This window comes from Paenibacillus sp. 01T431, from assembly GCF_056398625.1.
The window spans coordinates 142,478-167,108 of the sequence record NZ_JBFTPT010000002.1 but is presented as its reverse complement, the minus strand read 5'-3'; the positions used below and the strand labels follow the sequence as shown (position 1 = coordinate 167,108).

At 45.0% G+C, this 24,631-nt stretch carries 27 protein-coding genes and 1 pseudogene; 9 read left to right on the top strand and 19 right to left on the bottom strand.

The window, feature by feature from the left end:
- Window positions 1-103 precede the first annotated feature (103 nt).
- Window positions 104-394 carry a YuiB family protein gene (locus AC1DM9_RS03405; RefSeq protein WP_076267568.1) on the bottom strand — a complete coding sequence of 97 codons (291 nt, stop codon included), beginning with the start codon at window positions 392-394 and terminating at the stop codon, window positions 104-106.
- A gap of 164 nt (window positions 395-558) precedes the next feature.
- Between AC1DM9_RS03405 and hemQ the strand changes: the two genes are divergently transcribed.
- On the top strand, window positions 559-1,305 hold the full coding sequence (gene hemQ / locus AC1DM9_RS03400) for a hydrogen peroxide-dependent heme synthase (RefSeq protein ID WP_076267749.1): 747 nt from the start codon (window positions 559-561) through the stop codon (window positions 1,303-1,305).
- A gap of 130 nt (window positions 1,306-1,435) precedes the next feature.
- Here hemQ and AC1DM9_RS03395 read toward each other — a convergent pair whose 3' ends face one another.
- Window positions 1,436-1,708, bottom strand: coding sequence for a hypothetical protein (locus AC1DM9_RS03395; protein WP_076267567.1), 273 nt, complete (start codon window positions 1,706-1,708; stop codon window positions 1,436-1,438).
- Window positions 1,708-2,901, bottom strand: a complete 1,194-nt coding sequence (locus AC1DM9_RS03390; protein WP_076267566.1) for an NAD(P)/FAD-dependent oxidoreductase — start codon at window positions 2,899-2,901, stop codon at window positions 1,708-1,710. The genes AC1DM9_RS03395 and AC1DM9_RS03390 overlap by 1 nt, the downstream gene beginning before the upstream one ends.
- Before the next feature lie 333 nt (window positions 2,902-3,234).
- Here AC1DM9_RS03390 and AC1DM9_RS03385 point away from each other — a divergent pair, with 333 nt between their 5' ends.
- Window positions 3,235-4,236, top strand: a complete 1,002-nt coding sequence (locus AC1DM9_RS03385; RefSeq protein ID WP_076267565.1) for an NAD(P)/FAD-dependent oxidoreductase — start codon at window positions 3,235-3,237, stop codon at window positions 4,234-4,236.
- A gap of 117 nt (window positions 4,237-4,353) precedes the next feature.
- Complete coding sequence (locus AC1DM9_RS03380) at window positions 4,354-4,593, top strand: hypothetical protein (RefSeq protein WP_441876756.1); 240 nt, start codon at window positions 4,354-4,356, stop codon at window positions 4,591-4,593.
- A gap of 31 nt (window positions 4,594-4,624) precedes the next feature.
- Here AC1DM9_RS03380 and sda read toward each other — a convergent pair whose 3' ends face one another.
- From sda to AC1DM9_RS03345, 7 genes are all read right to left on the bottom strand, one after another.
- A complete protein-coding gene (sda, locus tag AC1DM9_RS03375) occupies window positions 4,625-4,768 on the bottom strand; it encodes a sporulation histidine kinase inhibitor Sda (protein ID WP_076267563.1) in 144 nt (47 codons plus the stop codon).
- A gap of 330 nt (window positions 4,769-5,098) precedes the next feature.
- A complete protein-coding gene (locus tag AC1DM9_RS03370; protein ID WP_430060051.1) occupies window positions 5,099-5,929 on the bottom strand; it encodes a metallophosphoesterase family protein in 831 nt (276 codons plus the stop codon).
- Between the two features lie 27 nt (window positions 5,930-5,956).
- Window positions 5,957-6,298: a DMT family transporter gene (locus AC1DM9_RS03365; protein ID WP_076267561.1), complete on the bottom strand. Its 342-nt coding sequence runs from the start codon at window positions 6,296-6,298 to the stop codon at window positions 5,957-5,959.
- Window positions 6,288-7,082, bottom strand: coding sequence for an HAD family hydrolase (locus AC1DM9_RS03360; RefSeq protein ID WP_477578535.1), 795 nt, complete (start codon window positions 7,080-7,082; stop codon window positions 6,288-6,290). The genes AC1DM9_RS03365 and AC1DM9_RS03360 overlap by 11 nt, the downstream gene beginning before the upstream one ends.
- 14 nt (window positions 7,083-7,096) lie before the next feature.
- Window positions 7,097-8,443 carry an extracellular solute-binding protein gene (locus tag AC1DM9_RS03355; RefSeq protein WP_477578533.1) on the bottom strand — a complete coding sequence of 449 codons (1,347 nt, stop codon included), beginning with the start codon at window positions 8,441-8,443 and terminating at the stop codon, window positions 7,097-7,099.
- A 53-nt stretch (window positions 8,444-8,496) separates the two neighbouring features.
- The gene (locus AC1DM9_RS03350) at window positions 8,497-9,339 is read right to left on the bottom strand and encodes a carbohydrate ABC transporter permease (RefSeq protein ID WP_076267558.1); all 843 of its coding nucleotides are present in this window, start codon (window positions 9,337-9,339) and stop codon (window positions 8,497-8,499) included.
- 31 nt (window positions 9,340-9,370) lie between these two features.
- On the bottom strand, window positions 9,371-10,240 hold the full coding sequence (locus tag AC1DM9_RS03345; RefSeq protein ID WP_441876741.1) for a carbohydrate ABC transporter permease: 870 nt from the start codon (window positions 10,238-10,240) through the stop codon (window positions 9,371-9,373).
- A gap of 248 nt (window positions 10,241-10,488) precedes the next feature.
- Here AC1DM9_RS03345 and AC1DM9_RS03340 point away from each other — a divergent pair, with 248 nt between their 5' ends.
- Complete coding sequence (locus AC1DM9_RS03340) at window positions 10,489-11,055, top strand: GbsR/MarR family transcriptional regulator (protein ID WP_477509009.1); 567 nt, start codon at window positions 10,489-10,491, stop codon at window positions 11,053-11,055.
- A gap of 159 nt (window positions 11,056-11,214) precedes the next feature.
- On the opposite strand, the gene AC1DM9_RS03335 is transcribed toward AC1DM9_RS03340, so the two are convergent.
- The 4 genes from AC1DM9_RS03335 to AC1DM9_RS03320 all read right to left on the bottom strand — a co-directional run bounded on the left by AC1DM9_RS03335 (window position 11,215) and on the right by AC1DM9_RS03320 (window position 15,622).
- Complete coding sequence (locus AC1DM9_RS03335) at window positions 11,215-11,886, bottom strand: YheC/YheD family protein (protein ID WP_477578530.1); 672 nt, start codon at window positions 11,884-11,886, stop codon at window positions 11,215-11,217.
- 79 nt (window positions 11,887-11,965) lie between these two features.
- The gene (locus AC1DM9_RS03330; RefSeq protein ID WP_339204430.1) at window positions 11,966-12,553 is read right to left on the bottom strand and encodes an NAD(P)H-dependent oxidoreductase; all 588 of its coding nucleotides are present in this window, start codon (window positions 12,551-12,553) and stop codon (window positions 11,966-11,968) included.
- Window positions 12,554-12,639: 86 nt separating this feature from the next.
- Entirely contained in the window at window positions 12,640-13,251 is a 612-nt protein-coding gene (locus AC1DM9_RS03325; RefSeq protein WP_477578528.1) for a TetR/AcrR family transcriptional regulator, read from the bottom strand.
- Between the two features lie 205 nt (window positions 13,252-13,456).
- Window positions 13,457-15,622 (bottom strand): DNA topoisomerase III, encoded by a 2,166-nt coding sequence (locus AC1DM9_RS03320; protein ID WP_477578888.1) that lies wholly within the window; start codon window positions 15,620-15,622, stop codon window positions 13,457-13,459.
- 50 nt (window positions 15,623-15,672) lie between these two features.
- On the opposite strand from AC1DM9_RS03320, the gene AC1DM9_RS03315 reads away from it, so the two are divergent.
- Complete coding sequence (locus tag AC1DM9_RS03315; RefSeq protein WP_477578526.1) at window positions 15,673-15,798, top strand: hypothetical protein; 126 nt, start codon at window positions 15,673-15,675, stop codon at window positions 15,796-15,798.
- Between the two features lie 105 nt (window positions 15,799-15,903).
- Complete coding sequence (locus AC1DM9_RS03310) at window positions 15,904-17,052, top strand: metallophosphoesterase (protein WP_441876726.1); 1,149 nt, start codon at window positions 15,904-15,906, stop codon at window positions 17,050-17,052.
- A 159-nt stretch (window positions 17,053-17,211) separates the two neighbouring features.
- Here AC1DM9_RS03310 and AC1DM9_RS03305 read toward each other — a convergent pair whose 3' ends face one another.
- Entirely contained in the window at window positions 17,212-18,102 is an 891-nt protein-coding gene (locus AC1DM9_RS03305) for a YhfM domain-containing protein (protein ID WP_477578524.1), read from the bottom strand.
- A pseudogene (locus AC1DM9_RS03300) lies at window positions 18,093-18,365 on the bottom strand (iron chelate uptake ABC transporter family permease subunit); the annotation flags it as partial. The pseudogene AC1DM9_RS03300 and the gene AC1DM9_RS03305, both read right to left, overlap by 10 nt.
- A gap of 46 nt (window positions 18,366-18,411) precedes the next feature.
- Here AC1DM9_RS03300 and AC1DM9_RS03295 point away from each other — a divergent pair.
- Together AC1DM9_RS03295 and AC1DM9_RS03290 are read left to right on the top strand one after the other, a co-directional pair.
- A complete protein-coding gene (locus AC1DM9_RS03295; protein WP_477578523.1) occupies window positions 18,412-18,675 on the top strand; it encodes a hypothetical protein in 264 nt (87 codons plus the stop codon).
- Window positions 18,676-18,854: 179 nt separating this feature from the next.
- Complete coding sequence (locus tag AC1DM9_RS03290; protein WP_076267549.1) at window positions 18,855-19,604, top strand: MBL fold metallo-hydrolase; 750 nt, start codon at window positions 18,855-18,857, stop codon at window positions 19,602-19,604.
- A gap of 54 nt (window positions 19,605-19,658) precedes the next feature.
- Here the strand turns inward: AC1DM9_RS03290 and uvrA are convergent, their stop codons facing one another.
- Window positions 19,659-22,172 carry an excinuclease ABC subunit UvrA gene (uvrA, locus tag AC1DM9_RS03285; RefSeq protein WP_477578520.1) on the bottom strand — a complete coding sequence of 838 codons (2,514 nt, stop codon included), beginning with the start codon at window positions 22,170-22,172 and terminating at the stop codon, window positions 19,659-19,661.
- Between the two features lie 205 nt (window positions 22,173-22,377).
- On the opposite strand from uvrA, the gene AC1DM9_RS03280 reads away from it, so the two are divergent.
- A complete protein-coding gene (locus tag AC1DM9_RS03280; RefSeq protein ID WP_477578518.1) occupies window positions 22,378-23,082 on the top strand; it encodes a MerR family transcriptional regulator in 705 nt (234 codons plus the stop codon).
- Window positions 23,083-23,085: 3 nt separating this feature from the next.
- On the opposite strand, the gene AC1DM9_RS03275 is transcribed toward AC1DM9_RS03280, so the two are convergent.
- On the bottom strand, window positions 23,086-23,433 hold the full coding sequence (locus AC1DM9_RS03275; RefSeq protein WP_477578516.1) for a low molecular weight protein tyrosine phosphatase family protein: 348 nt from the start codon (window positions 23,431-23,433) through the stop codon (window positions 23,086-23,088).
- Between the two features lie 15 nt (window positions 23,434-23,448).
- A complete protein-coding gene (locus tag AC1DM9_RS03270; RefSeq protein WP_477578514.1) occupies window positions 23,449-24,594 on the bottom strand; it encodes a hypothetical protein in 1,146 nt (381 codons plus the stop codon).
- Window positions 24,595-24,631 lie beyond the last annotated feature (37 nt).

Genomic DNA, 24,631 nt, shown 5'->3' with positions numbered 1-24,631 from the left:
TCAAATATAAGAAGGCATATCATTCGTTCCTTCTGCTTATCTTATATTTCTCCGTCAAAGCGCCTTCAGCATCCAGTGGACGCTGAAGGCGTTTTTACTTGGCTTAAAACATTTTGTAGCCGCCCTTTCGCAGCGCCTGAATCGCCCATCCGCTTACGTATGCGCCGATTAGCGCTCCAATTACCGGTATGTAATCAAAAACCGTGTAGTGAGCAAAGTTTTCAATCGTCGTTGACGCCGACTGATCCCACGGAGCCCAAATGCCTAATACAATTAATGCGATAACAAATAAATATATCGGGAACCACGTTGTTTTTAACAACATATTCAAAATAAAGCCAATGCCGAACATCATAACTAAAAACAGCACGGTTGCAATAATTAATTGAAGCATCCAAACTTCCCCTTTCACACTCTCGTTTATTAGTTTAATTAATGGTTAGATGGAAGTCAATTATATGAGGACAAATGTCACAAGACCGCCATTTGCTCACTCCGCCCTCCTTACGATACAATGATTAGAGCATCATTATGGAGCTTGAAGGGAGCATTTATACGATGAGTGAAGCAGCACAAACATTAGAAGGCTGGTACGCGCTGCATGATTTCCGCAGTGTGGATTGGACCGCTTGGCGCTTAGCCGATGAAAGTGAACGCAGCCGCGCGCTGGACGAGCTGCAAACGTTTTTGCAGCAATGGACCACAGTGGAGGAAAATAAAGAAGGCAGTACAGCCGTTTATTCAATCGTTGGTCAAAAAGCAGACTTCGTATTCATGCATTTGCGTGAAACACTAGAGGAGCTTAACGAACTTGAAACGGCGTTTAACAAAACAACATTCGCAAGCTTTACATATCCGGTATTTTCATATGTCAGCATTGTAGAGCTGAGCAACTACATGGCACAACCGGGCTCTGATCCGATGCAAAACCCGGATATTATCGCTCGATTGAAGCCGACGCTGCCAAAAGCAAACCACATCTGCTTCTATCCGATGAACAAGCGCCGGGATGGACAAGACAACTGGTATATGCTCGCAATGGACGAGCGTAAAACGTTGATGCGCAGCCACGGGATGATCGGTCGTCAATACGCTGGCAAAGTTAAACAAATCATTACCGGCTCTGTCGGCTTCGACAACTGGGAATGGGGCGTTACACTGTTCGCCGACGATGCGTTGCAATTCAAGAAGCTGATTTATGAAATGCGCTTTGATGAAGTGAGCGCTCGTTACGCTGACTTCGGTGATTTTTATGTCGGCAATTTCTTGAATGCCGAAAAATTCCAAGCTTTGCTGAAAATATAATAGAAAGAAAGCCCAAGCCTTTTCTTCAAATGGCTTGGGCTTCTTTTTTTTCCGAGAGAATCAACTGAATGAAAAAGGCTTCCGCCTTGGAGCAGTTTCGTTGCTGCTCCAATGAGCGAAAGCCTTTATTTTAATTATCGTCGTCGTCATCTTCGTCATTATTTTCAAGACCAAGCCGCTTCGCTTCCAAATACTCTTGCGTAGCTCGGTCACGAGCGCGGCCTTTGTCCTTCAACCGTTCGATCGCCGGCTGAATAAGGAGGTCAACTTCCTTTTGCACCGTATAGGCCAAGTCGTATCGTGTTTGCGATTCTAAGAAGGAGCCGACTTCCATCAATGCATTGTAACGATCCAGCTCGTCTCTGGTCAGCAATCCGCGGACTTGTACGCTGCAATGTCTCATTATAGAAACTTCCCTTTGCGAAGTACAAGCGAAATGCCGCCGATGATGAACAGGTAACGAAGGTCGATCGCTTTTTTCAGCCAAGCGGCTACGCGGCCTTTATATTTTTTGCCAAAAGCTACTCCGATTGCTTCGCCTTTGCCAAGTGATGCTACCGTTCCTTTGTTGCTGAACGTGAAGCTCTTCGGCGGTTGATTGCGAATGGAAGCGACAAGGTTATGTGCGCATACGACACCTTGCTGCATTGCAATTTGAGCAGTCGGCGGATAAGGACGGCCTTCTGGATTAAACATCAGCGAGTTGTCGCCAACGATATAAATGTTCTCATTGCTCGGCGAGCGAAGGAATTCATCCACCTTCACGCGTCCGCGCATCGTTTCGAAGCCAGCTTCCTCAATGAGGCGATTGCCGCGAATACCGCCAGTCCAGATCACGGTAGCCGACTTGATTTCTTCGCCTTCGCCAACGATTACACCCTCTGGCGAGCACTCCTTAATGGCTGTGCCAATACGGAACGTTACACCCTTCTTGGTCAACACATCCATCCCATACTCTACGAGCTCAGGATCAAAGCCTGGCAGCGCCGTTGGTGCTGCTTCGATGTTGTAGATTTTTACAAGCGCAGGATCTACGTCAAATTGCTTGCACAGCTCAGGAATACGGTCGGAGAGTTCTCCAACAAACTCGATTCCCGTAAAGCCTGCACCGCCAACAACAAACGTCAAATAATCCGTACGATGCGGCTCACGTTTGAAGCGCGCGAATTGGTACTCGATATGCTCGCGAATCAAACGAACAGAGTTGATGCTGCGAATATTCATTGCATGTTCGCCTAAGCCTGGAATTCCGAAAGTCTCAGGCTCGCCTCCAAGACCAATGACCAAATAATCATAAGACAAAGTACCGTCTTCAAGAATCACTTTTTTATCTTGCGGACGAATTTGAACGACCGTTGATTTCACGAAGTCGATTTTAAATTCATCGATCAATTTCGAAATGCTCACGCGTGCATTTTCCGGATTATCCGTGCCTGCCGCTGGCATATGAAGATGTGTTGTAATATAGTGGTAATCATGTTTATTAACTAACGTAACGTCAGCTTCATTGTAATTTAATTCTTTTTGCAGTCGAAGTGCGGTCAAAATGCCGCCGTACCCTGCGCCAAGAATAACGATTTTAGGTATGTTACTCATCGTTTAATCCCATCCATTCCTTATTTATCTTTGTATTTATACTTTGTGAAAAATTACACATGCTAAACCGAATATTTATAATGATGAGTTCAGTGTGTTCTAATTAAAGTGCTTTTATCAATGAGCCTATGGCATTAAACCGACAACTTTCGACGTTTTATGCAACCACTCCCATGCATAACATACATCAGAAATTCTACAGAGTTTTCGGGCAAAGTTCAAGGGCAAAATATACGAAATTGTTTAGAACTCTATACAAATTAAATATTTCCTTCTTATATCTGGAAAGTTTATAATTGAAGTCGTAAAGCTTATAACGTGGAGGTGGCTACAATGTCAAACCCTGAATCAGCAGTAGATCCCGTCGATATTTTAATCATCGGAGGCGGGCCTGCAGGAATGTTTGCTGCTTTCTATGGCGGTATGCGCCAAGCTTCAGTTAAGCTCATCGAAAGCATGCCCCAGCTAGGCGGTCAGCTTGCAGCGCTTTATCCTGAAAAATACATTTATGATGTTGCTGGATTTCCTAAGGTAACGGCACAAGAACTAGTTGACCGTCTAAGAGAGCAGCTTACTCATTTTCAGCAGGAAATCTGCCTTGAGGAAAAGGTATTAAACGTAAACAAGCTTGATGAACGTCTCTTTGAAATTATAACAGACAAAACAAAACATTATGCTAAAGCGGTCATTATTACTGCCGGTGTTGGCGCATTTGAGCCGCGGAGGCTTGAATTGCCTGAGGCCGCTGGATTTGAGAAGAAAAACCTTCATTATTTTGTGGGTGATTTACAGCGTTTTCAGGGGAAAAAGGTGTTGATAAGCGGCGGCGGCGACTCAGCCGTTGACTGGTCGCTCATGCTGGAGCCCATTGCTGAGAGCGTTACGCTAATTCATCGTCGTGACAAATTCAGAGCGCATGAGCATAGCGTTGAGAATTTAATGAATTCGAAAGTTAACATCCTTACACCAAAAGAAATTACAGCGCTTCATGGTGAGGAGAGCATTACGAAAGTCACGTTATCCGATGTCAAAACATTAGAGACAATTGAACTTGAAGTCGATGCCGTCATCGTCAACTTTGGTTTTATTTCCTCACTCGGTCCGATTGCTGACTGGGGTATTCAAATTCAAGGCGGGTCGATTATCGTTGATACCCGTATGGAAACGAATATTGCTGGAATCTTTGCAGCCGGCGATGTGACTACTTATCCCGGTAAGCTCAAGCTGATCGCTGTTGGTTTCGGAGAAGCCCCTACTGCTATTAACAACGCTAAGGTTTATGTTGATCCCGGAGCAAAGCTCTCCCCAGGACATAGCAGCAACATGAAGCTTTAGCGCATTTATATTGATCATAACGGTAAAAAAATAAACATAAGGGTATCCTAACCTTGGCTTAGCTCAATCATACACCTATTGCATTCATATGCACGGTGAGCCTAGGAGGATACCCTTATGTTTTGTCCTGTTTGTAATGGCTTTCAATATTTGCATGTTCGCTGCTCCTCTTGCGATAGCGCAGTTATCGATTGCGGTCGTGCATCTGATCTGACGAGCCCTTACGCTCCCTATGAACAGATCGAAGACGAGCCGCTCATAAATAGTGTGCATGTGCAAAACTCTTTATCTTGCAAGCATCTTGTATATTGTCAGGCCTGCAAGCTTACTGCCGAGGTTTGGGTGAAGGAAATGTAGTCGCTCTGCTATCTTGAAGAATCGCGACTTTTTATGCTGTAATTTTGATGTTTTCTGGTTTGAGTCGTCTGCGTGTCATTTCGATGGCTAACATTCGAATAAACTCGGGTTCCAATTCAAACTGCACAGCTGCATAATAAGTGTCTACTAACATTTCGTCAGACAGTAGCTCCATACTACACACCCTTTCTTCCATACTTTGGTTACTACTTTTTCATAGTAGCATGGCACTATTAGAAGGACAACAGTCCCGGTTATACACAAGATGTTGTGGATACGATGTGAATAGCATGTGTATATACGTCGAATTTTAAGCATTATCAAGGTGGATAATGTGGATAGAGTTATCCACAGGTCTTTTTTACATCCTCTCAATAAAAAACTTTAATCGCTTTATATGAATCTATTAATGGAATATATTGAAACCTCTCCCTATTTCCTACACTAGCCCACATACAATCACATAAAAAAAGCCCCAATGGGGGCTCATATGAGAAATGATTCCTTACCAATTCAATTCATACTGCTCGTTTTCGATCCATGAGGAAGTCGTATAGTCTCTGCCGCGCACAATAATCTTATTTGCGTACACGTCAACCTGATAACCTTGGCTGCCCTCTTTGTACTCGTCCTCATTCGTCCATAAATAAGCGACGGATGCCGTATTAAATATGGTCGCCGTTTCACCTTTTCCTTCAAAGCAGGTATGTCCCGCTTCCAGCTCCCAATGGGTATGTCCGTTAAACATGATGGTCTGAGGATGCTTTTTCAGTATTGCTTTCAATTCTTTGTCCTGAGTCACACCATACCAGCCCTGCTCCTCGAGCGAGCCGGCAACCGTATCCTTCAGCGGCTGATGCAGGAACAAAAATACCGGCTTTGATGCTGATGCCTGCTCACCAAGACGCTCATCAAGCCAGTCAAGCTGCTCTGTACTCAAATAGGCGAAATCCTTTAATCCTTGCTCCGAGCCAAGAAAAATAAAATGATAGCCCTCCAGCCATCTATCATAATATGGACCTTTCATGCCGGTGCTAGATTCATAGAGTTTAAGCTGACTGCTCCATTCACCTAAAAAAATATCATGATTGCCATACGTAAGCAGCATCTCTGGCAGTCCTGCTTTGTTTGCTTCCCAAATGCGGGTAAACTCCTCATATTCAGGTCGGAGTCCATGATCCGTCACATCTCCAACATGCATTATGCCTATACTGTTAGAAGCATGTGCCGCAATATCAAGAAGCGCTTGCTCGAAATGCTTATTGTGAATATGATCCCGGTCATTCGTAACATGGGTGTCCGTAATGACTTGAAAACTAATAATTGGAGACAGCATTTTATTCCTCTCCCTTTCTGCTTGCATTTAATGGTTTTTTACACTCATATTCAAGCCCACTACTCCAACAACGATAACAGCGATCCAGAGCAATGAGGTAATAGGCAGCTTTTCATGAAAAATCGTAACGCTGACAATCGTAATGAGAATAATGCCAATACCTGACCAGATCGCATAGGCAACGCTCACATTCATATAAGATAGAGCGAAGTTTAGCATCGTGAAGCTGACACCATAAAACAAAAACATGAGTACAGAGGGCCAAAATCGTGAAAAGCCCGCTGAATATTTCATAGAAACGGTTCCCGACAGCTCTAATACGATAGCGAGAAGAAGAAATGTCCATCCCCAGCCCATTTCACTCTTCATTCACTCGTCTCCTAATCGTAAGTTCACTATAAGAAGCAATAACTTCATCTGCATTAGGAAGCGCCTTGTGGACGCGAGATCCTTCGGCAACATCTGCGATACCAACTTTTACACAAGCTCCAGCTACAAGTCCCATCCGCATATCTCCATTAGTATCGCCTATAATCGCAGCCTCCGAACAATCAATTCCAAGCTTCTGGCAGGCCAGCTGCATCATATCCGGAAACGGCTTGCCTCGCTCAACCAAATCAGTGCCGATTACGACATCAAAATAATTGCGTATTCCAAGCCACTCCAAATGTTTATTTGCAGCCTCCGTTTCATCAGCAGTGACAACGCCAAGCCTAATGCCATGCTCTCTGCAGCTATCCAGAAAATCAATGCTTCCAGGCAGCGGGAGAGCTGGGCGCGAGAGCTCCAGCTCAATATCCGCTTGCTTCTTGCAATGCTGAACAAGCTCCATCGCTTCGGCCCACGATACGCCTTGGCTGTACAACTTCCAAGCAAGCACTGCATACAAGTCATTCATCGTGCCCATAGCAAGCGGGCCATTTCGATCATAATCGATGATCTTGTTGTCAGCATCATGTTTCGTGCCCCAAAGGCTAGGAGTTCGATCAAGCTGAAAAGGAATTCCACGGTGCTCTAGCTGATTTTTTAGCTCAATGAATATGAACTCGCTCCAGCTGCCCCACATCCCGATGAAATCCAGCAGCGTTCCATCCTTGTCAAACAAGATGCCTGACACCTTGTATGCTCGATTATTTATTATTAAGTCAGGCATATTCGCCATTCCTCCTATTTTAATCTGTCGAGCTCCTTCTGTGCTGCTTCCTTCGCTTCCTTGAGCGCTTTCTCAGCAGAAACATTTCCGATTTGCACTTTATCAGCTGCAATCTTAAGCGCATCGTTTATTTTGCCGCCTGTCGGGTCCTGGAATGGCGCAGATGCATGAGCTGCCTGCATAAGCGGCACTTTAATTTGAGGGTTTTTCTCGCTGAATGCTTTGTATTCCTCGTCCTCAAGTGCGGATGAGCGAACTGCGATATAGCCCGTACCAATCGACCATGATGCGGTATTTTTCGTTTCAGAGAAGAACGTAAGCCATTTGTATGCCGCCTCTTTTTGTTCTTCACTAACGCCAGCTGGAATACCTGCCATAATTGCACTTGCAACAGGTTTGCCTGCACCTATGCCGTCCCAGCCCGGTTGCTCCATCGCCCCAACGATATTGAAATCAAGATCACCTTGATCGCCGCTTGAGCCCGTATAGCCTGCAGCTTGTCCCTTCATAACATCGTCGATCGTTTTGTACCAATATTCCCATCCTTGGCCGCCGGAGTGGATCGTCATCACTTTATCTTCATGAATCCATTTGCGGAACATCTCCCATGTCTCTACCCATTCCGGAGAGTCAATCATCACGGTTTTGCCATCATCACTTAGAACGGTACCGCCTTTGCCTAATACAGCATCCATCATATTTTCCATGCCCCACATCGGCTCCCAGCCGTAGAAGCTTGTTTTTCCATTCGCTTTAACCGCCATCTTCGACGCCGAAGCAGCTAAGCTTTCCCATGTCTTAAAATCTTCTGTTGTAAGTCCGCTCTTCTCAAGTGCGTCCTTGCGATAATACATGACCTGCGTCGTGCCATACATCGGTAGGAAATATTGTTTGCCGTCCAGCTGTCCTTGCTCAAGAAATGTTTGTACAAAGTCTTCTTTATTGAAAGAAGACTCAGCACCAATTAATTCGCTCATGTCAGCGAATAATCCTTTTTTTGCCCAGTTCATATTAGAGGAAAGAACAGCAGCAGGCGCTTGCTTCGCTGCAATCGCAGCTTGAAGCTTCTGCTCGGTTTCGGAATAATCCGCTTGGGCAATGCCTTTCACGATTACCTCCTGCTGCGAGTTGTTGAATAAGTCGATTTTTCCCTTCATCGTTTCGCCAAGCTTGCCGCCAAGCCCATACCAGAACTCAATCGTAACTGGCTCTTTAGGAGCAGGAGCTTCGCTTGCCTCATTGGTTGGATCTGCATTAGCTCCATTATTCGTTTTCGTATTTCCTGCTGTTTGTCCACACGCTGCCAGCACCGCAAAACTGGTTACCATCATCAGAGCTAGACCTTGCTTCATTTTCAACATTGTAATTGATTCCTCCACTCGATTTGTATAAAACAACAAGCAATGCCTATTTTCTACCCTTTGTTCACGCCAACTGACATATTGAAGCTCTTCATAATCGTCTTCTGCGCAAAAAGAAACAGCACAAGCAGCGGGATAATCGTAAAGGAACTTGCCGCCATAATAAGCGGCCACTTCAAGCCATAGGCTCCTCCTTCCACAAAGAAGCTTCTAAGGCCGGCCGAGACAAGCTGCAGATTCGGATTTTTCGTAATCAGCATCGGCCAAAAATAGTTATTATAATGTTCAATGAACGTAATAAGAGCGAGTACAATGAAGGAGGAACGCGTCACCGGAATAAGAATCGACCATAAAATCCGCATTGATGACGCACCATCGATTTGCCCTGCTTCTACCAGTTCATGCGACACCTGTAAAAAAGCTTGTCTGATTAAAAAAATGGAAAAGACGCTGACGCAGTTGGATAAAATAAGGCCAGCATAGGAATCGAGCAGGTGGAGCTTGGCCAAAATCATATAGCTCGGCAAGTAAACCGCTGTGCTAGGAATCATATAACCAAGCATTATGATTGCTGTGATGGCTTTCTTCAATCGAAATCGCATATGCGTCAAAGCATAAGCCATCATCGCAGAATTCAGTGCCTGCAGCAGAACAATGACTGAAGCTACGAGAATGCTATTCGTTAAATACCGCCAGAAAGGCGCTTCTAGCCAAGCCGCCAAAAAATTGCTCCACTGAGGAGAACTTGGCCAGAAGGTGGGCGGGAATTGCCATATTTCATCATTTGTTTTGAGCGCGCTTGTAATCATCCAATAGAATGGAAAGGCCATAACGGCACTGAAGAGCAGCAATAACAAATGCCTGATCGTACGTCGAAAAACATTTTGAGCTTGCATAACAATCTTTCTCCTCTCCATCGGTTGACGATTATGAGCTGTAATGAACGGTTTTACGGCTGATGGCAAAGGATACGATCGACAGCACCATACAGATAGCTACGAGCACAACCGCCACAGAGGAAGCTTCTCCGATATCAAACGACTCAAAAGCCGATTGATAATACATATATAGAAGCGTTCTTGTTGAGCCGGCCGGGCCACCCTGCGTTAACACGTTAATTTGGTCATAAGCTTGCAGCGCCGATATCGTTTGTACAATAAAAAGAAAAAAGGTCGTTGGCGATATTAGCGGAATCGTAATATATCTAAGCTTGCTCCAGCTTCCCGCCCCGTCCAGCTCTCCAGCCTGCAACAGCTCTCGCGGCAAATTTTGCAAGGCGACTAAGAAAAACACCATCGACCAGCCCATCAGCTTCCAGATGGTAACGATCAGCACCCCTGCAAGCGCCCATCTCGTATCTTGAAGCCAGCCAATTCCGTCAAAGCCGAACCATCTCAGCACCGTATTGGCCATTCCTACTTTTGGCTCGAATATCCAAGACCATACAATAGATACAGCAACCGTTGGTGTAACCCAAGGAGAGAACAATAACGTCCGGTATATAACGGAGCCCTTCATCTTCCGGTTTAGCAACAACGCAAGCGCGAGTCCAAAAGCCATCACCGGAAGCACACTACCAAGACAAAAGAGGAGTGTTACGCCAAGGGATTGATAGAATGCTGAATTATTGAACAAATAAATATAGTTTTCAAAACCTACAAATGTTTTAACGGGACTCATAAAATCCCAATCCGTAAAGCTCAAATAAAAAATAGTTCCCAGCGGGATCAACCAAAATACAATCAATGGAATCATAGCCGGCAGCGTGAACAATAGAGCCTTCCATTCCTTAGCCATATCGCGTTTTATCATCTCCTGTTTATCGTTCAATTTTTTCTTAATGTTTGCTATAATTATCATTAATAACTCATTTTCACCTCTATTGTTCAAAAATTATTGTACACTCAGTTTAGAACAGCCACATTATCTGAACGTTAACGTCTGATAAAGATCTTGTAAAAGAGTTGTTTTCCTGAAAGATTCACTTTCAACTAATATTGTTGCTGTATAATGAATCATAAAATCTTAATCTTGTAGGTGATGTTGTGAAAAGAGCTTCCACCAGCGATCAGAATAGTTTGCCCACGACTCAGGAGCAAATAAGAGGAAAAATAATAGACGCTATTGCCCAGACGATGGATTTATATGGTGCTAATTATTCATTCGGACAGCTTTACGGCATCATGTTTTTTGAAGATAAACCGATGACACTTGAAGAAATGAAGCAGCAAATGAATATGAGCAAAAGCAATATGAGCTATGCCGTTCGATCCTTGATGGATTCAAAGATGATAATGAAATTGGATGAAAAACTGGAACGCAAAGATTTATATGTAGCGGAGACTGACTTTTTCCAAGCCTTCCAAAACTTCTTTGCTGCTAAGCTGCAGCGCGAGATCGATGTCATGCTCGGTGCAATAAATGAGGTTATTCCTCCGTTGTCTGAAATCATCTTAGATATTGATACGGAGGCTGAGGAGCGGCTCCTATGCCTAAAGGACTTGAACAAACTGCGCCACGGTATTGAGTATTACAGCTGGCTTCAGCAATTCGTCGACGGGCTTCGTAACGGAGAGTTTTTCCGCCAAAATGAGACCAAGCCCGATCTTTAGCTATGAATAAAGCAAAAACGGCTTCGGCACCCTCTGGATGCTGAAGTCGCTTTGACGGAGAAATATAAGAGAAGTATGAGAAAACAATCTACTTTCTTATATTGAACAAAAGGATGCTAAGAAGTGATTTCCACTTCTACGCATCCTTTTGTTTGCCTGTTATTGCGGCCTTGTATTCACTTCAAATATCCATATTTTACCTTGTTTATCAATACCGTAATCAAACCCTAACTGGCCAATTCCGGGGTACTTGGCTTCAAGCACATTTGTCGATAATACGGTAAGCTCACGCATCTTCCGCTTCTTTTCCCCTACCTGTGCTGAAGAAAGGGATCTGCTAATCCCGTCTGCTGCTGAAACCAATGTGCCGCCTCGGCATAAATTAGTTACGAACAGCCCTTTTCTAGCAATTCGCCCTACAATTGCACGATAGACCCAGCCGTTATCCGTCTTCACATATTTTACTCGGTAATCAATAGGCCTGCCGTCCACCGTTGCCAAATATATCCCTTTTTGAATAATATAAGCACGGCCTTTACGTTGATTGTTAAGCGATCCTACTAAAGCCGCAAAACTAGCGAATCGTTTCGTCTGCGAATAATAAGTATAGGTATACCCATCGCCGTCTCGCGTAACCTTTATAACGCCGTGTCCGCCAGCACCGACTACTGGCTTAACAACAACCATTTGATGTGTATCCAACATGCTTCTGAGGTTATTGGCCGTAAATCTCCTAGTTGGAGGAATGTGCGGTGCGATGCTGGAATGAGAGAGCAGTATTGCCGTCTTAGCCCATTTGCTAGCTAATTGCCTACCCTGATTATCACCCAATGAAATCTTTCCCCTTTCCTACCTCTTCATCCATAGCATATGACAGAACACTATCTGTCTCTTGGATGAATGACATAGGTTAGGAGCCTTTATTACCAAGCTTACCAACAATCGCTAGCCATTTGCCTCGTTTCGTATCCGTAGAACCTTTTACTGGACCAATATTCGTAATCCGTACTGGATTAATTCCACAAAATTGAAGTGTTGCTTTCTTCATTGCGCGATGCCCTGGCTGACCGTATACAAAGCGGTTGTACCAAACTGGTGTATCCAGTGTAACGATCAAGCGAGCTGTTTTGCCAGACAACAGCTTATCCCAAAATATAGAGCCTTCACGATATTTAAAAGCGAAACCTGGCAGCAGCACCCGATCCAAAAAACCTTTGAGCAAAGCCGGCAGCGTCCCCCACCAAGTCGGATAAATAAAGACGAGATGATCCGCCCACTTAATCGATGCTTGAGCTTCTAGCAAATCCGGTTCAAGCTCTGTACGCTTCGCATAGCCGAAGGCAAGATTAGGATTAAAGCTTAGCTCATGCAGATGTATGATTCGAACCTCAGCGCCCCCCTGCACCGCGCCGTCAGCATAAGCCTTTGCCAAAGAGCTGCAATAGCTGGTAGGGTTGGGATTTCCTTGAATGATAAGTATTTTTTTGTTTGAGCTCACTTTGGCTCCACCACCGTTTCAGTTAATAAAATAATTGCAAGTAATCTAATCATCGGTACTTATCCTTGTCGTGATTCTCTTTGACACTATTCAGAAGTTCCGTCTTGTAAAATGAGCAGCATAAATGTATAAAAATCTTCTTTCTCGAATGCACGAGCTGGTGATGAAAGCGTGTCGGCTAACATAATGTTCCGAACGCACATGCCGTATGACAGCATTACGCCTTGCTCCGCTGCTTTACGCGCATCCACGGTTTGAGCAATGAGACCCTCTTTTTGTCCGCTTTCTATCCACTCGAGCAAGGTCGCTGTTGAACGCTCGTGAAATTGCTGGAGCACATTTGCAATACCTGGCTTATCCTTCTGACTAAGCAAATAAGTTAAGATTTGGTTAGCCACACTATCCTTCTGCTGAAGCCGATCAAGCCCCTCAGTAATAGCAAGCAATGGAGCTGTAAGACTGCAGCTTTTCTCTATCGTAAGCAGGAAGGAATCATTAATGAGCTCTACTTGCGAAGCCAATATAAGTCCAAAAAGCTCTTCCTTGCTTTTTACATAATGATAGATGGCACCTTTGGACAATCCGGTACTAAGCATAATTTGCTGCAATGTGGTATGTCGGCAGCCTTTTTCCCGAATGAGCTGCTCTGCTGTTTCCAACAATAATTTATAACTCGCATTTGCAGTGTAATCTATCATAAGCAGCCTCCTTTATTGTTAATTGTTTATTATTAGTTGCAATCGACGATAACTTATTTAAAAGGCCAGCAGACCGTCGGTCGGTTTGTTTATGTCTCTATAATACAGACCGTTGGTCGGTTTGTAAAGTGGTATTTTATTTTTTCTTTTCACAAAAAAAACCGGCAAGCAGCCCTTTAAGGGTTGCTTGCCGGTTTTCTCTAATTTATTTGCCTGATTGTTTCTCGAGTGCTGCCTTAAGCTTATCTGCCAAGCTATTGGACATCGACGTATTATCGCTATACTGTTCAATCAGTTTCTGGTTTTGCTTGCGATTCACTTTGCCGCTTTGCTTATCGCCAAGCATTTCGATGACATTGCATGGTTTGCATTGTGCAAATTTACCTGCTTTGCCGTCTTTAATCTCCATTTTCTTATGGCATTGCGGGCAGCGCTTATTGGAGAGCATTGGCTCTGCTGAACGGCGATAGCCGCATTCACGATCTGAGCAGACGAGCGATTTGCCTCGTTTTCCGTTAATTTCGAGCAACGGCTTCTCGCATTCAGGACAACGTGAATGGGTCAAATTATGCGGTTTATATTCCTTCGTCTCAGTAATAACCTCAGAAACCCATTTCGCAGCCTGCTGTCTAACATTTTTCATAAAGGCAGCCGGGTCGCCTTTACCTTTCGCAATACGCTCCAGCTCCTGCTCCCATTTTGCTGTTAAATCAGGACTTCTGAGCTCGTTTACTACGAGTTCAATCAGCTGCTTTCCTTTTCCCGTTGGCATCAGCTTGTTTTGCGTCCGAGTTATCGTATCTGTTCCGAGCAGCTTTTCAATAATATCAGCTCTTGTTGCCGGTGTTCCAAGACTGTGCTTCTCCATGCGAGTAAGCAGTGTCGCTTCTGTATAGCGTGCTGGCGGCATAGTGCGAAGCTCGCGTACCTTTTCCTGCTTCACAGGGAGCGATTGTCCGATGGATAGCGGCGGAAGCAGCTGAGCAGGCTGTCCGTCGGATTTCCCTTGACCTGAGCCCGCTCCGTCGTCGTCATCCTCATCTTGAACGGAAGAATACGCATCTGATTGATAAATTTCCTTCCAGCCCTTTTCTTTCTCGATCTTCCCTTTTGCGTATAACATATCCTTGCCTACAGCAAGCACGACACTCGTCTCATCGTAGCGATAAGGTCCATAAAATAATGAAATAAACCGTTTTACGATTAAATCGTATAATCGGCGCTCATCATTGCTTAGAGCAGACAAGTTTACGAATTGTTCTGTAGGAATAATAGCATGATGATCTGTTACTTTACTGTCGTCCACAATTCGCTTCGTTATCGGAATCTGCATTCTGACAAGCTTGCGAGCCAGCTGTGTGTAGGGGCCAACAGCGATGCTCTCTAAACGTCCCTTTAAGGTAGGAACCATATCGCTCGACAAATATCTGGAATCTGTACGCGGATACGTAACCAGCTTATGCTGCTCGTAAAGCTTCTGAAGCACGTTGGACGTTTGTTTGGCCGAGAAGCCCAGACGTTTATTTGCATCCCGCTGCAGCTCAGTAAGGTCATAGGCCTGAGGATGCGGCTCCGATTTCTCCAAGGTGCGAAGCTTGCTTACCTTTGCAGTTCCCTGCTTAAGACGAGCGGCGATCGCATCAGCATCAGCACGGCTCCATACTCTTCCATCATGTGCATCCTGCTCCCGCCAATGCGCAGAGAATGAGCCAAAATCAGCGGACACATTCCAATATGGCTGCGATTGAAACGATTGTATTTCTTGTTCCCGCTCCATCAGCATGGCAAGCGTTGGCGTTTGCACGCGTCCAGCTGCTAGCTGTGCGTTGTATTTGGTCGTTAATGCTCTCGTCACGTTTAATCCAATCAACCAATCCGCTTCTGCTCGGCAAACGGCCGAAGCATACAAATTGTTATAGTCCTTGCCTGGCTTCAAGGTGTTGAAGCCGTCCTTTATCGCTTTGTCCGTCTGAGATGAAATCCAAAGACGCTTAAACGGCTTGCGCCAATGAACAAGCTCCATAATCCAACGAGCGACTAACTCGCCTTCTCGGCCAGCATCCGTAGCGATGATAAGCTCACTAATATCTTGACGTTTACAAAGCTGAGCTACTGTACGATATTGCTGTGATGTTTCCTTCATAATTTTTAAATTCATTTTTGGCGGAAGCAGCGGCAAATCTTCCAAATTCCAAGTTTTATATTTCGGATCGTAATCCTCAGGTTCAGCCAGTGTCACCAAATGTCCCAGCGCCCAAGTTACAACATATTTAGGGCCTTCCATGTAGCCTTTATGTTTCTGTCCGCAGCCGAGTACACGGGCTATTTCCTTCGCCACACTCGGTTTTTCTGCCAGTACAAGCGATTTCATTCGGATTATTCGCTCCATTCCATTTAGATGCCTCATTCGCATCAATCATTATGACGAAACGATACCATAGGCTCGCAGCCTGCGCAACGCCTGCAGCCTTAACTCCCAGCATGCTGTATAACGTTTATGAATCGATTTCGCATCCTTCCTATCGTATTGAAACACTTGGCGATTAGCAATCTATTCCTGCTATTCTTGTGAATTTTACTGCTATATTCTCGGTGTGATATAGTAGGTTCAGCTTATAAGAAAGCAGATTAAGAGCTAGGGAGCGTTGATGGATGAAGCTGCGTGTTGTTGCTATTGTTTTTGGTGTTTTGCTCTTATACAGCGGCATTTCCTTCTATATTGGCTGGAATGGGTGGCTGTTCTTATCTCATTTATTTCATTTCGAAAATGCGACAGTGTATACGATCATTGCTAGTGTCATTGCATTTTCATACATTATCGGCCGGCTCGCTTACCGTGCGCCTTTTAAACCGGTTGCCGAGGTATTGAAGCTGATTGGTTCCTACTGGTTTGCCGTATTGGAATACGCCGTAATCATTTTGCCGCCTGCCAATGTTGTTGCCCTTATCTTAAAAGCAGCTGGCGCTGAAAAATCAATCTATATTGTAGGTGTAGGCGGACTGACTTTGCTTATTATGGCTGTACTCCTTATCCGCGGTTCATGGAATGCATGGAGCCCAATTGTTCGAACCTATCACGTTCAAGTGCCAAAACCTGCTGGAAAATTGAAGAAATTGCGCATCGCCATGGCTTCTGATCTTCATTTGGGTACAATCGTAGGCAATCGGCATTTAGTTAGGCTGGTGAATAAGGTTGAAGAAATTAAGCCGGATCTTATCCTGCTTCCTGGCGATATTCTTGATGATGATATTGAGCCTTTTCTTCGCAAAAACATGTCAACTGAACTTGGCAAGCTCAAAGCGCCACTAGGCGTTTACGCCGTAACTGGAAATCACGAATACATTGGCCGGAAAGTGCCGGAATTTATTGCGGCAATGGATGCAATCGGCATTCGTGTCCTTATGGACGAGACGGCGCTCATTGCTGACAGCTTCTATGTCATCGGACGTAAAGATAAGGCGGCTGCGGGATTCAGCGGCAAAGGAAGGCTGCCTATTCAGGAGCTTGTCGCTCCTCTAGATCAATCTAGACCGCTAATCATGCTCGATCATCAGCCTTCCGACATCGCAAGCGCAGCGGATAACGGCATCGACATCTCCGTATCCGGCCACACCCATCGCGGCCAGATGATGCCTAATCATCTGATAACGAGAAAGCTGTTTGAGCTCGATTGGGGTTATTTAAAAAAAGGCGGACTGCATGCCATCGTATCATCGGGCTTCGGAACTTGGGGACCGCCAGTACGAATTGGCAGCCGGTCTGAGGTTATTCATATCGAGGTAGAATTCACAACCGTTTAAAAGGTTAACGAAAATAGCGGCAGCAATGATGTAAACCACTCTCATTTCCGGCTATCCAGCCTATGACGAGGGTATACACACAATTGCTGCCGCTATTTTTATATCTTTATTGTAGACTCCGTGTTGCGTCTATAACGGTGTGAATCCGCTAATTAACGATTAATCTACATCAGCTATACGCCATTCAGCACCTTTTTCCTTGCTCTTATGGAACACATACACTGAGCTTCCACCGCTGTCTTCATTGTTCCTGATCTCCGAAACTTGAACGACAGCCTCAAACAACGACTTTTGCTCTTTAATAGCTATTGGTTGTTCGACCTTTATGCTTGTAATTGTGAATCCGGTAATGCCACTTGAATCTTCGCGTGACTTGCGTGCACTTTCCGTGTACAAGTTTAAAAAATCATCCCATTTTTTCTCATGCATATACTTTATTCGCAAATTAATTAGCTCGATAAGCGGCTTCTCTTCTTCCGTGAAAGCTGAGCTTTCCAAATACGCAGGCTCGAGTACTTCGTTATTCGGCGACTCAGACGACTGCATAGGAATGGGAGTGGAAGACTCGATTATAGGTGATGGCGACATGCTCTGTGTATTCTGCTGTTCTCCGTCTACTTGCTCGTCTGCTCCATCTTTGCCATAACCACTCACCGAATACGCATCTTCCAGCAAAGTCCAAATCTTATTCGTGGATGATTTCCCTAATCGATAAAGCGTTCCAGTATCACCTGGCTTCATGAAATTCCCATGCTCGCTGCTCTCTGATATCCAAAGCAGGTAACGCGAGTCCCCTAAGATTACAGAATAGGGTGGTGCCGCGATATCGACCTTTCCCTTCATCTGCTTTCCAAATCGGAACGCATATTCGAATGCTCGAATCGACTCTCGATCCTCCCACACCACTTGCGAGGTCGGCTCTGCCTGCTCGAAATCAAGCATGCGCTGGACGGTAACCTGATTCTCATTTACCCGAAACAAAAACATCAAAATTGCAGCAGCCACAACTACGACGCCAATCATAATGATGTAGCCACGCTTCAAATGCACACTTCCTTTCTCCAAAAAAATTCATTGCTACCTGTTATTTCGTGTCCGATATAATAAATAGATAAATCGAGTGCGATAACCATTAAGACGAAGGTCCATGGTAAAAGGTTCCTTACATAGGTCCAGGTTGTGTCATAAACTGTTCTGGTCAGCCAAATATAGGAGGATCTGGCATAATAGGCAGGGCTATAAACAAGCATAAATGTCGTCATCGCCGACAACAAGGAAGCCACACCTATGCCGACTAATACGAGGCGAAAGGGATTTACACCCTTTTTTCAAGCAATTAAATAAATCATCATTCGGCAAATGATCATGGCCGAGCAGGACGCAAGAAAAAAGCTTGCTTCGGTTACAAAACAAGGAAAATGGGTAATCATAAGACTGCTGCCAAATAATTGCCGCCTTTATGGAAATAGTGAACATACCTTTACGGAGTTATTTTACGATCGCTTGCAGTTCCAATGTGATGAGCGCATCACGCATCCCATTTACAAAAACAATGCGCTTGAGCACATTATCCCGATTCTAGAGAATGGGACCCTTGGGGCCCCATTGGGCGTGAATATATGATTCGTGAGATGAAACGTTATTTCATCAAAAACGCTACTATTGCATATTGACAAATAATTATTTTTGTGGTATAATATAATATTTTACTATTTACATACGTTTTAACTATTGGTACGATGTTACTTGAAATGAGCAACTCACCTGCAGCAAAAACTTCTAAACAGTAGCGGAGGGTTAAAATGAACATTGCAAGCGGCGTTAATATGATGCCAATATCAGCGGTCATGATGGGTCGAATGGAAACGATTTATCCCACTTTAATTTGGGATAACGACACCGTGATCTTAGTGGATACTGGCTATCCGGGGCAGCTGCCATTAATAAAGGAGCAAATGGAGCGTGCTGGACTTGCGTTTGAGCGTCTTAACAAAATCATTATTACCCATCAAGACCTTGACCACATTGGAAGCTTGCCTGCGATTTTGCAGGAATTGCCTCATAAGGCGGAGGTGCTTGCGGATAAAGTAGAAGCTCCTTACATTCAAGGTGAAGCACATTTGCTCAAAGTTACACCAGAATCGATTGAGCAAGCTGTCAAAGCCTTGCCGGCAGAGGTGCCTGAGGAATGGCGAGCCGCATTCAGGAAGACGTTGGAGAATCCGCCTAAAGCGAATGTCGATGTTATCATTACGGATGGGCAACAATTGCCGTATTGCGGAGGAATTATCGTCATTGGCACACCTGGGCATACGCCCGGACATCTTAGCCTTTATCATACTGCTAGCAAAACGTTAATTGCAGCTGATGCTCTAATCGTTGAAAACGACCAGCTGCTAGGACCGACACCACATTATTGCCTCGACCCGGATACCGCAAAAAAATCCATCAAAAAATTAACGCAATACGACATAAACACAGTCATCTGCTACCATGGCGGATTATATTCTGATCATGTGAATGAGCGGATTTTAGAGCTCGCTGCCGAATAGCGAATAAGGGAGCTGCCAACGCAATCGACGTTGACAGCTCCTTTTTATATATGTCTACAATCCGCCAGCCAGCGCTTTTTTCAAAAACTGTCCTGTATAGGAAGCTGCAACAGCCGCTACTTGCTCTGGCGTTCCTGCTGCGACAAGATTGCCGCCTTCTGCACCGCCTTCGGGCCCTATATCGATGACCCAATCGGATTCCCGGATAAGTTCCAAGCTATGCTCAACCAGAATGACCGTATTGCCGGCATCCACTAATTTATTGAGTAGAGCAAGCAGCTGTTCAACGTCCGCTAGATGCAAGCCCGTTGTTGGCTCATCCAGCAAATAAAGGGTATGTTTGTTCGATCTCTTGTTCAGCTCCCTAGCCAGCTTAATTCGCTGACCTTCTCCGCCGGACAACGTTTTTACCGACTGTCCCCATTGCAGATAGCCTAACCCCACTTCACACAGCAGCTCGGTCATGCTCGCAATTTTTGCTTTATTTTTAAACACAGATCTGCTCTCTTCAACCGTCATATCAAGCAAATCCGATATCGAATAACCCTCGTAGGTGACTCGCAGCACTTCATCTTTGAATCGTTTTCCTTTGCAAGCCGTGCAGCGAATTTCGAGATTAGGGAGAAAACTCATGTCTACCGATAATACGCCAAGTCCTTGGCAAGTCTCGCAGCGTCCCCCTGGTGTATTGAATGAAAAATGCTTCGAGGTAAGCTGATTGCGCTTCGCCTCTGGCAGCCCTGCATATAAATTTCGCAGCTGTGTAAATACTTCTGTATAAGTCGCAATATTTGAGCGCTGCATACGGCCTAATGGTGACTGATCGACCGTAATTTGATTTCCGATATGCTCAAAGCCCGCAATGCTGTCGCAGCCTGCAATACGTGGTTTCCCCTGCCCTCCCTCCGCAAGCAAATCAAATAACAAGGTCGATTTGCCTGAGCCAGACACTCCCGTCACCGAGATGAGACAGCCAAGCGGAAAAGCAACGTCAAACCCTTTCAAATTACGAGCATGTGCATGGACAATCGACAGCTGTTTACCGTCGCCTGACCTTCTTGTCCGTACCGCCGCTGGCAAGCTTTCCTGACGCAAATAGGTACCTGTAACGGAACTCTCACTTGCGATCAGCTCCTCCAAGCTGCCTTCGCCAACGACGGTCCCACCTAAATATCCTGCTCCTGGACCGATATCGATAATATGATCTGCAGCTCTCATGACCTCGATATCATGCTCAATAACGAGTACCGTGTTGCCCAAATCGCGCAGCTGCATGAGAACGCGAAGCAAACCTGCTGTATCGCGCGGATGTAGACCTGTTGTTGGCTCATCCAATATATAGAGCACCCCAGTAAGTCCGGACCCAAGGAGTGACGCTAATCGCAGACGCTGAGCTTCCCCGCCTGACAGGGAGACGGTCTGTCGATCCAGAGATAAATAACTAAGGCCAACATCGATGATTCTCTCCAAACGTATCGGCATATCGGTCATGACAGGCGCAAGCAGCGGCCGGCCCTGAGGAGGCACAGCATCCTGAAGCTGCTTGGTCCAAGTAAGCAAATCCTCCAATGACCAAGTGGATACTTCTGATATCGAAGCTCCTGCCACTAAAGCTGACCGGCTTTCTTTTTTTAGACGCATGCCCTTGCAATCCGTACACCCGTCTTGCTTAAAATAATCGTTTTCCTTTTCTGCTGCCCCTTGCTCGCTTTCCTTCTCTTTATACCTTCTCCACATTCCAGTTACAATGCCTTCAAACTTGCCTTTTCCGACTGTTTTTGGCGGCGCTGCAAGAGGAAAATGCCTCATGAATGCATCGCTCTCCACGCCGTAATACAGCAGATCACGCTGGATTTCCGTATAATCCTTTAATGGCAGGTCGAGATCAAATGTAAATCCATAATGGTTCCCTGCAGCCTTTAAAATGACTTCATAATATTCGAGTTGTACTTCGTACAGGTAAGTCACACAGCCGCCGCGAAAACTCAGCTCTAGATTGAATACCGCTTCTAAGTCAAGCGTGGCAACATGTCCTAACCCACTGCAGGTTTCGCAGGCTCCCTCCGGCTTATTGAAAGAAAAATGAGCCATTCCGAGCTTCTCATGTTCCTTATTGCAGCCCGGGCATACGATCGTCTGGCGTCCCTCCTCTTCCTCTGCATCTGCGATATCATTCTCTTCATTTAATACAGGCGATATAGTTGTACCGCAGCTGCTGCATTTACGGCTGCTAAGCCTGGAGTAGACAAAACGCAAATACGTATAAATATCTGTAACCGTACCAACCGTAGAACGCGGATTGCGATTGGTGACGTGCTGACCGATGCTGATGGAAGGAGAAAGTCCAGCTATCGATTCCACCTTCGGCTTGCTTATGGAATCCGATACCATCCCCATTGACTCCATATACTGCCTCTGACATTCCCTTTGCAGCGTGTCCATGGCAAGCGTTGATTTGCCGGAGCCTGAGGGCCCTGTCAACACAACCAATTTGTATTTGGGGATTGAGAGTGAAATGTTTTTCAAGTTATTTTCGCGTGCACCTGTAATGACTATCGTATCGTTCATGCATGTCCTCCTCATTGACAATAAATTTTTGGGGTAAGCAACGCTTCGCCTATTTAGAGCGCTTTTCCAGCATTTATTCCAGCATACTACATTGATGCAAGTGAGAAGGTTACGCAAATAAACACCCTATTTAAACCCGTTTCGTTGACAAAAAGGTTCTCATGGTTGTTTAATGTTTTTAGAAAATGTTCGGAGGTGTTTTTTTGTGATTATTCGGCCGATTGATATTGCCAGGAGATTAAATATTAGTACTAACGCGCTGAGGCACTACGAGGATTGGGGCATCATTCCACCGGTTGAACGAGGGACAAACGGTTATCGCATATATACAGCAGAACACGTCGCTTACTTTGAGTGCATAAGAGCGATGAATGAAGGTTTTGGAATGACGCTTACCAAAGAAGTGATGATTAAACTGATCCAAGGCGAGATTGATGAAGCGTTATGGCTTGTAAACCGTGCACAGGCAGAGCTTCACCGTGACAAAACGATCGCCGATAAAACGATTCTTGCGCTGGAGACAGATGAAATTCATTTGCTGCATAGAGCAAGGAAAAGAAAAGGGATGACCATTGGGGAAGTATCCGAGGCAACAACCATACCAAGCTCCGCTATTCGTCATTGGGAGAAGATGGGTCTCCTAATTGTTAATCGCAACAAGGAAAATGGCTACCGCATCTTCAGTCCAGCAAACCTGCGTCAAATCTTAATTATTCGCACCTTCAAGGCGGCGGTATGGTCGCTTGAGATCATTCAGCAGGTGCTGAAAGAAGTAGACGATAACCAGGTAGAAAATGCGATAAAAATAGCGCGTGAATCGATGCAATTTCTAAATCGAGTCAATAGAAACCAACTGCTCGGAGCCCATTCTTTGTATAAGCTTCTGCTCGCCATCGAACAAAAGCATTAATCATTAGCCCAAATCGCTGAGATAGGAAGCTGCACTCGAACGAAGCAAATCAATTAAATCTTCGTTCATGTATTCGAATTCATCTGGTATATGAAGACAGATTAGCTGCTTGCCCGAAAGCGCATGGCCAAACTTGCTTTGCAGCCTTCGAATATGTTTTTTCTCCATTGCAAAAATATATTCAGCCCAGCCAATATGACCTGCTGTCACCTTAATCCGGGCATTCTCTTCCGTACCAGCGGACCTCACCTCATGGCCGCCAACACCTTGAAAAATCGTTTCCGCAGTCAAGCTTCGCCACTTGTTTCTGCTGCATACAAACAATAGATTTATCGAGAACACACTCCTCATTTATTTTTAATTTTATTAGTCAACCAGTTCAAGCAAATTACTCAGTTCATGATATAACTCCAGCTCCGACAATACGCGCTTGCAGCGTCTAAGCATCCGTCTGTCTTCCAAAATTAATTTCTTGTGCTGCGCATCACGAAGGAAAGCAAGCTTTCTCTCCGGGGTTGCCTCTTCAACCATTGCATCGAGCGCCCGCCTATCATCCCAATCAATAGAGAGCGGCCCTTCAGCGATATAATCAACCTGACCCAAAAGCGGTGCAACACCAATCGAATCCAGCGTTTGCATGCAAATCGCTTGCGCCCTTTCCTCACGTACACTTTGCATATACTGTTCCAAGTCAGTAATTTCACGCAGTCCAAAAAGCTCTTTCAGCCTTTGCAGCGCCGCTGAATGCTCATCCGCCAAGCTTTCATTTTTCTGCTCTCGCATCTTTTTAAAGAAATCATCAAATGTCGCAGGGTTATTATATAGTAGACTTCTATCTGTAATAATAAGACGAAGGAAATCCTTAATATTTTTGGCAACAAGCCATATTTCCGAGTCAAAATCCATTGGCGATACGACAGCTATATAAGCTTGCTCCAAATCTTTGACAGCTCCGAAATCCGTTACAAAACAATAATGAATGCCATCACAACCAGAGCTGGCGAAAGGAATAAAATCAGGCGGCGTACATGGATAGCGGAAGTCATATTTTTGCATGATAAGCCCCAGCTCTAGATCCATTGCTCTCCCGAGCTCTGACTCCAGCTCATACAGCCGATTAATCGCCTGCGGCACCTCATAGTTGCCATATTGCCGATGAATACGCGGCTTATCCCATTTTTGTTCCGTTTTGACGATCGGCCCAAACGATATTTCCGATGGCAAATTTGCCCTATCGATGCTGGCGTAGGCTTGAATGATATCCGGTACGTATTCACGAGTCAGTTTATGCCCAGACAGAATTTGGTACAGCTGCGTAAGGTCATCTTCTTCCCACGCCGACAAGCTCTCCAACGATATCCCGCCCTTATGACCGGATAAACGCAGAATAATCGCATCAAACTGTGCGCGGTTATCCTCCTTTACGAACGCATATTCTTCCAAAATGAAAGCAATCATCGATTGTTTATCCATGCTCAGCTCCATCTCCCTATCGTAAATCCGATTCAGCATTTTAGGAATTTAATGCTAATTATACCAAATCAATCAG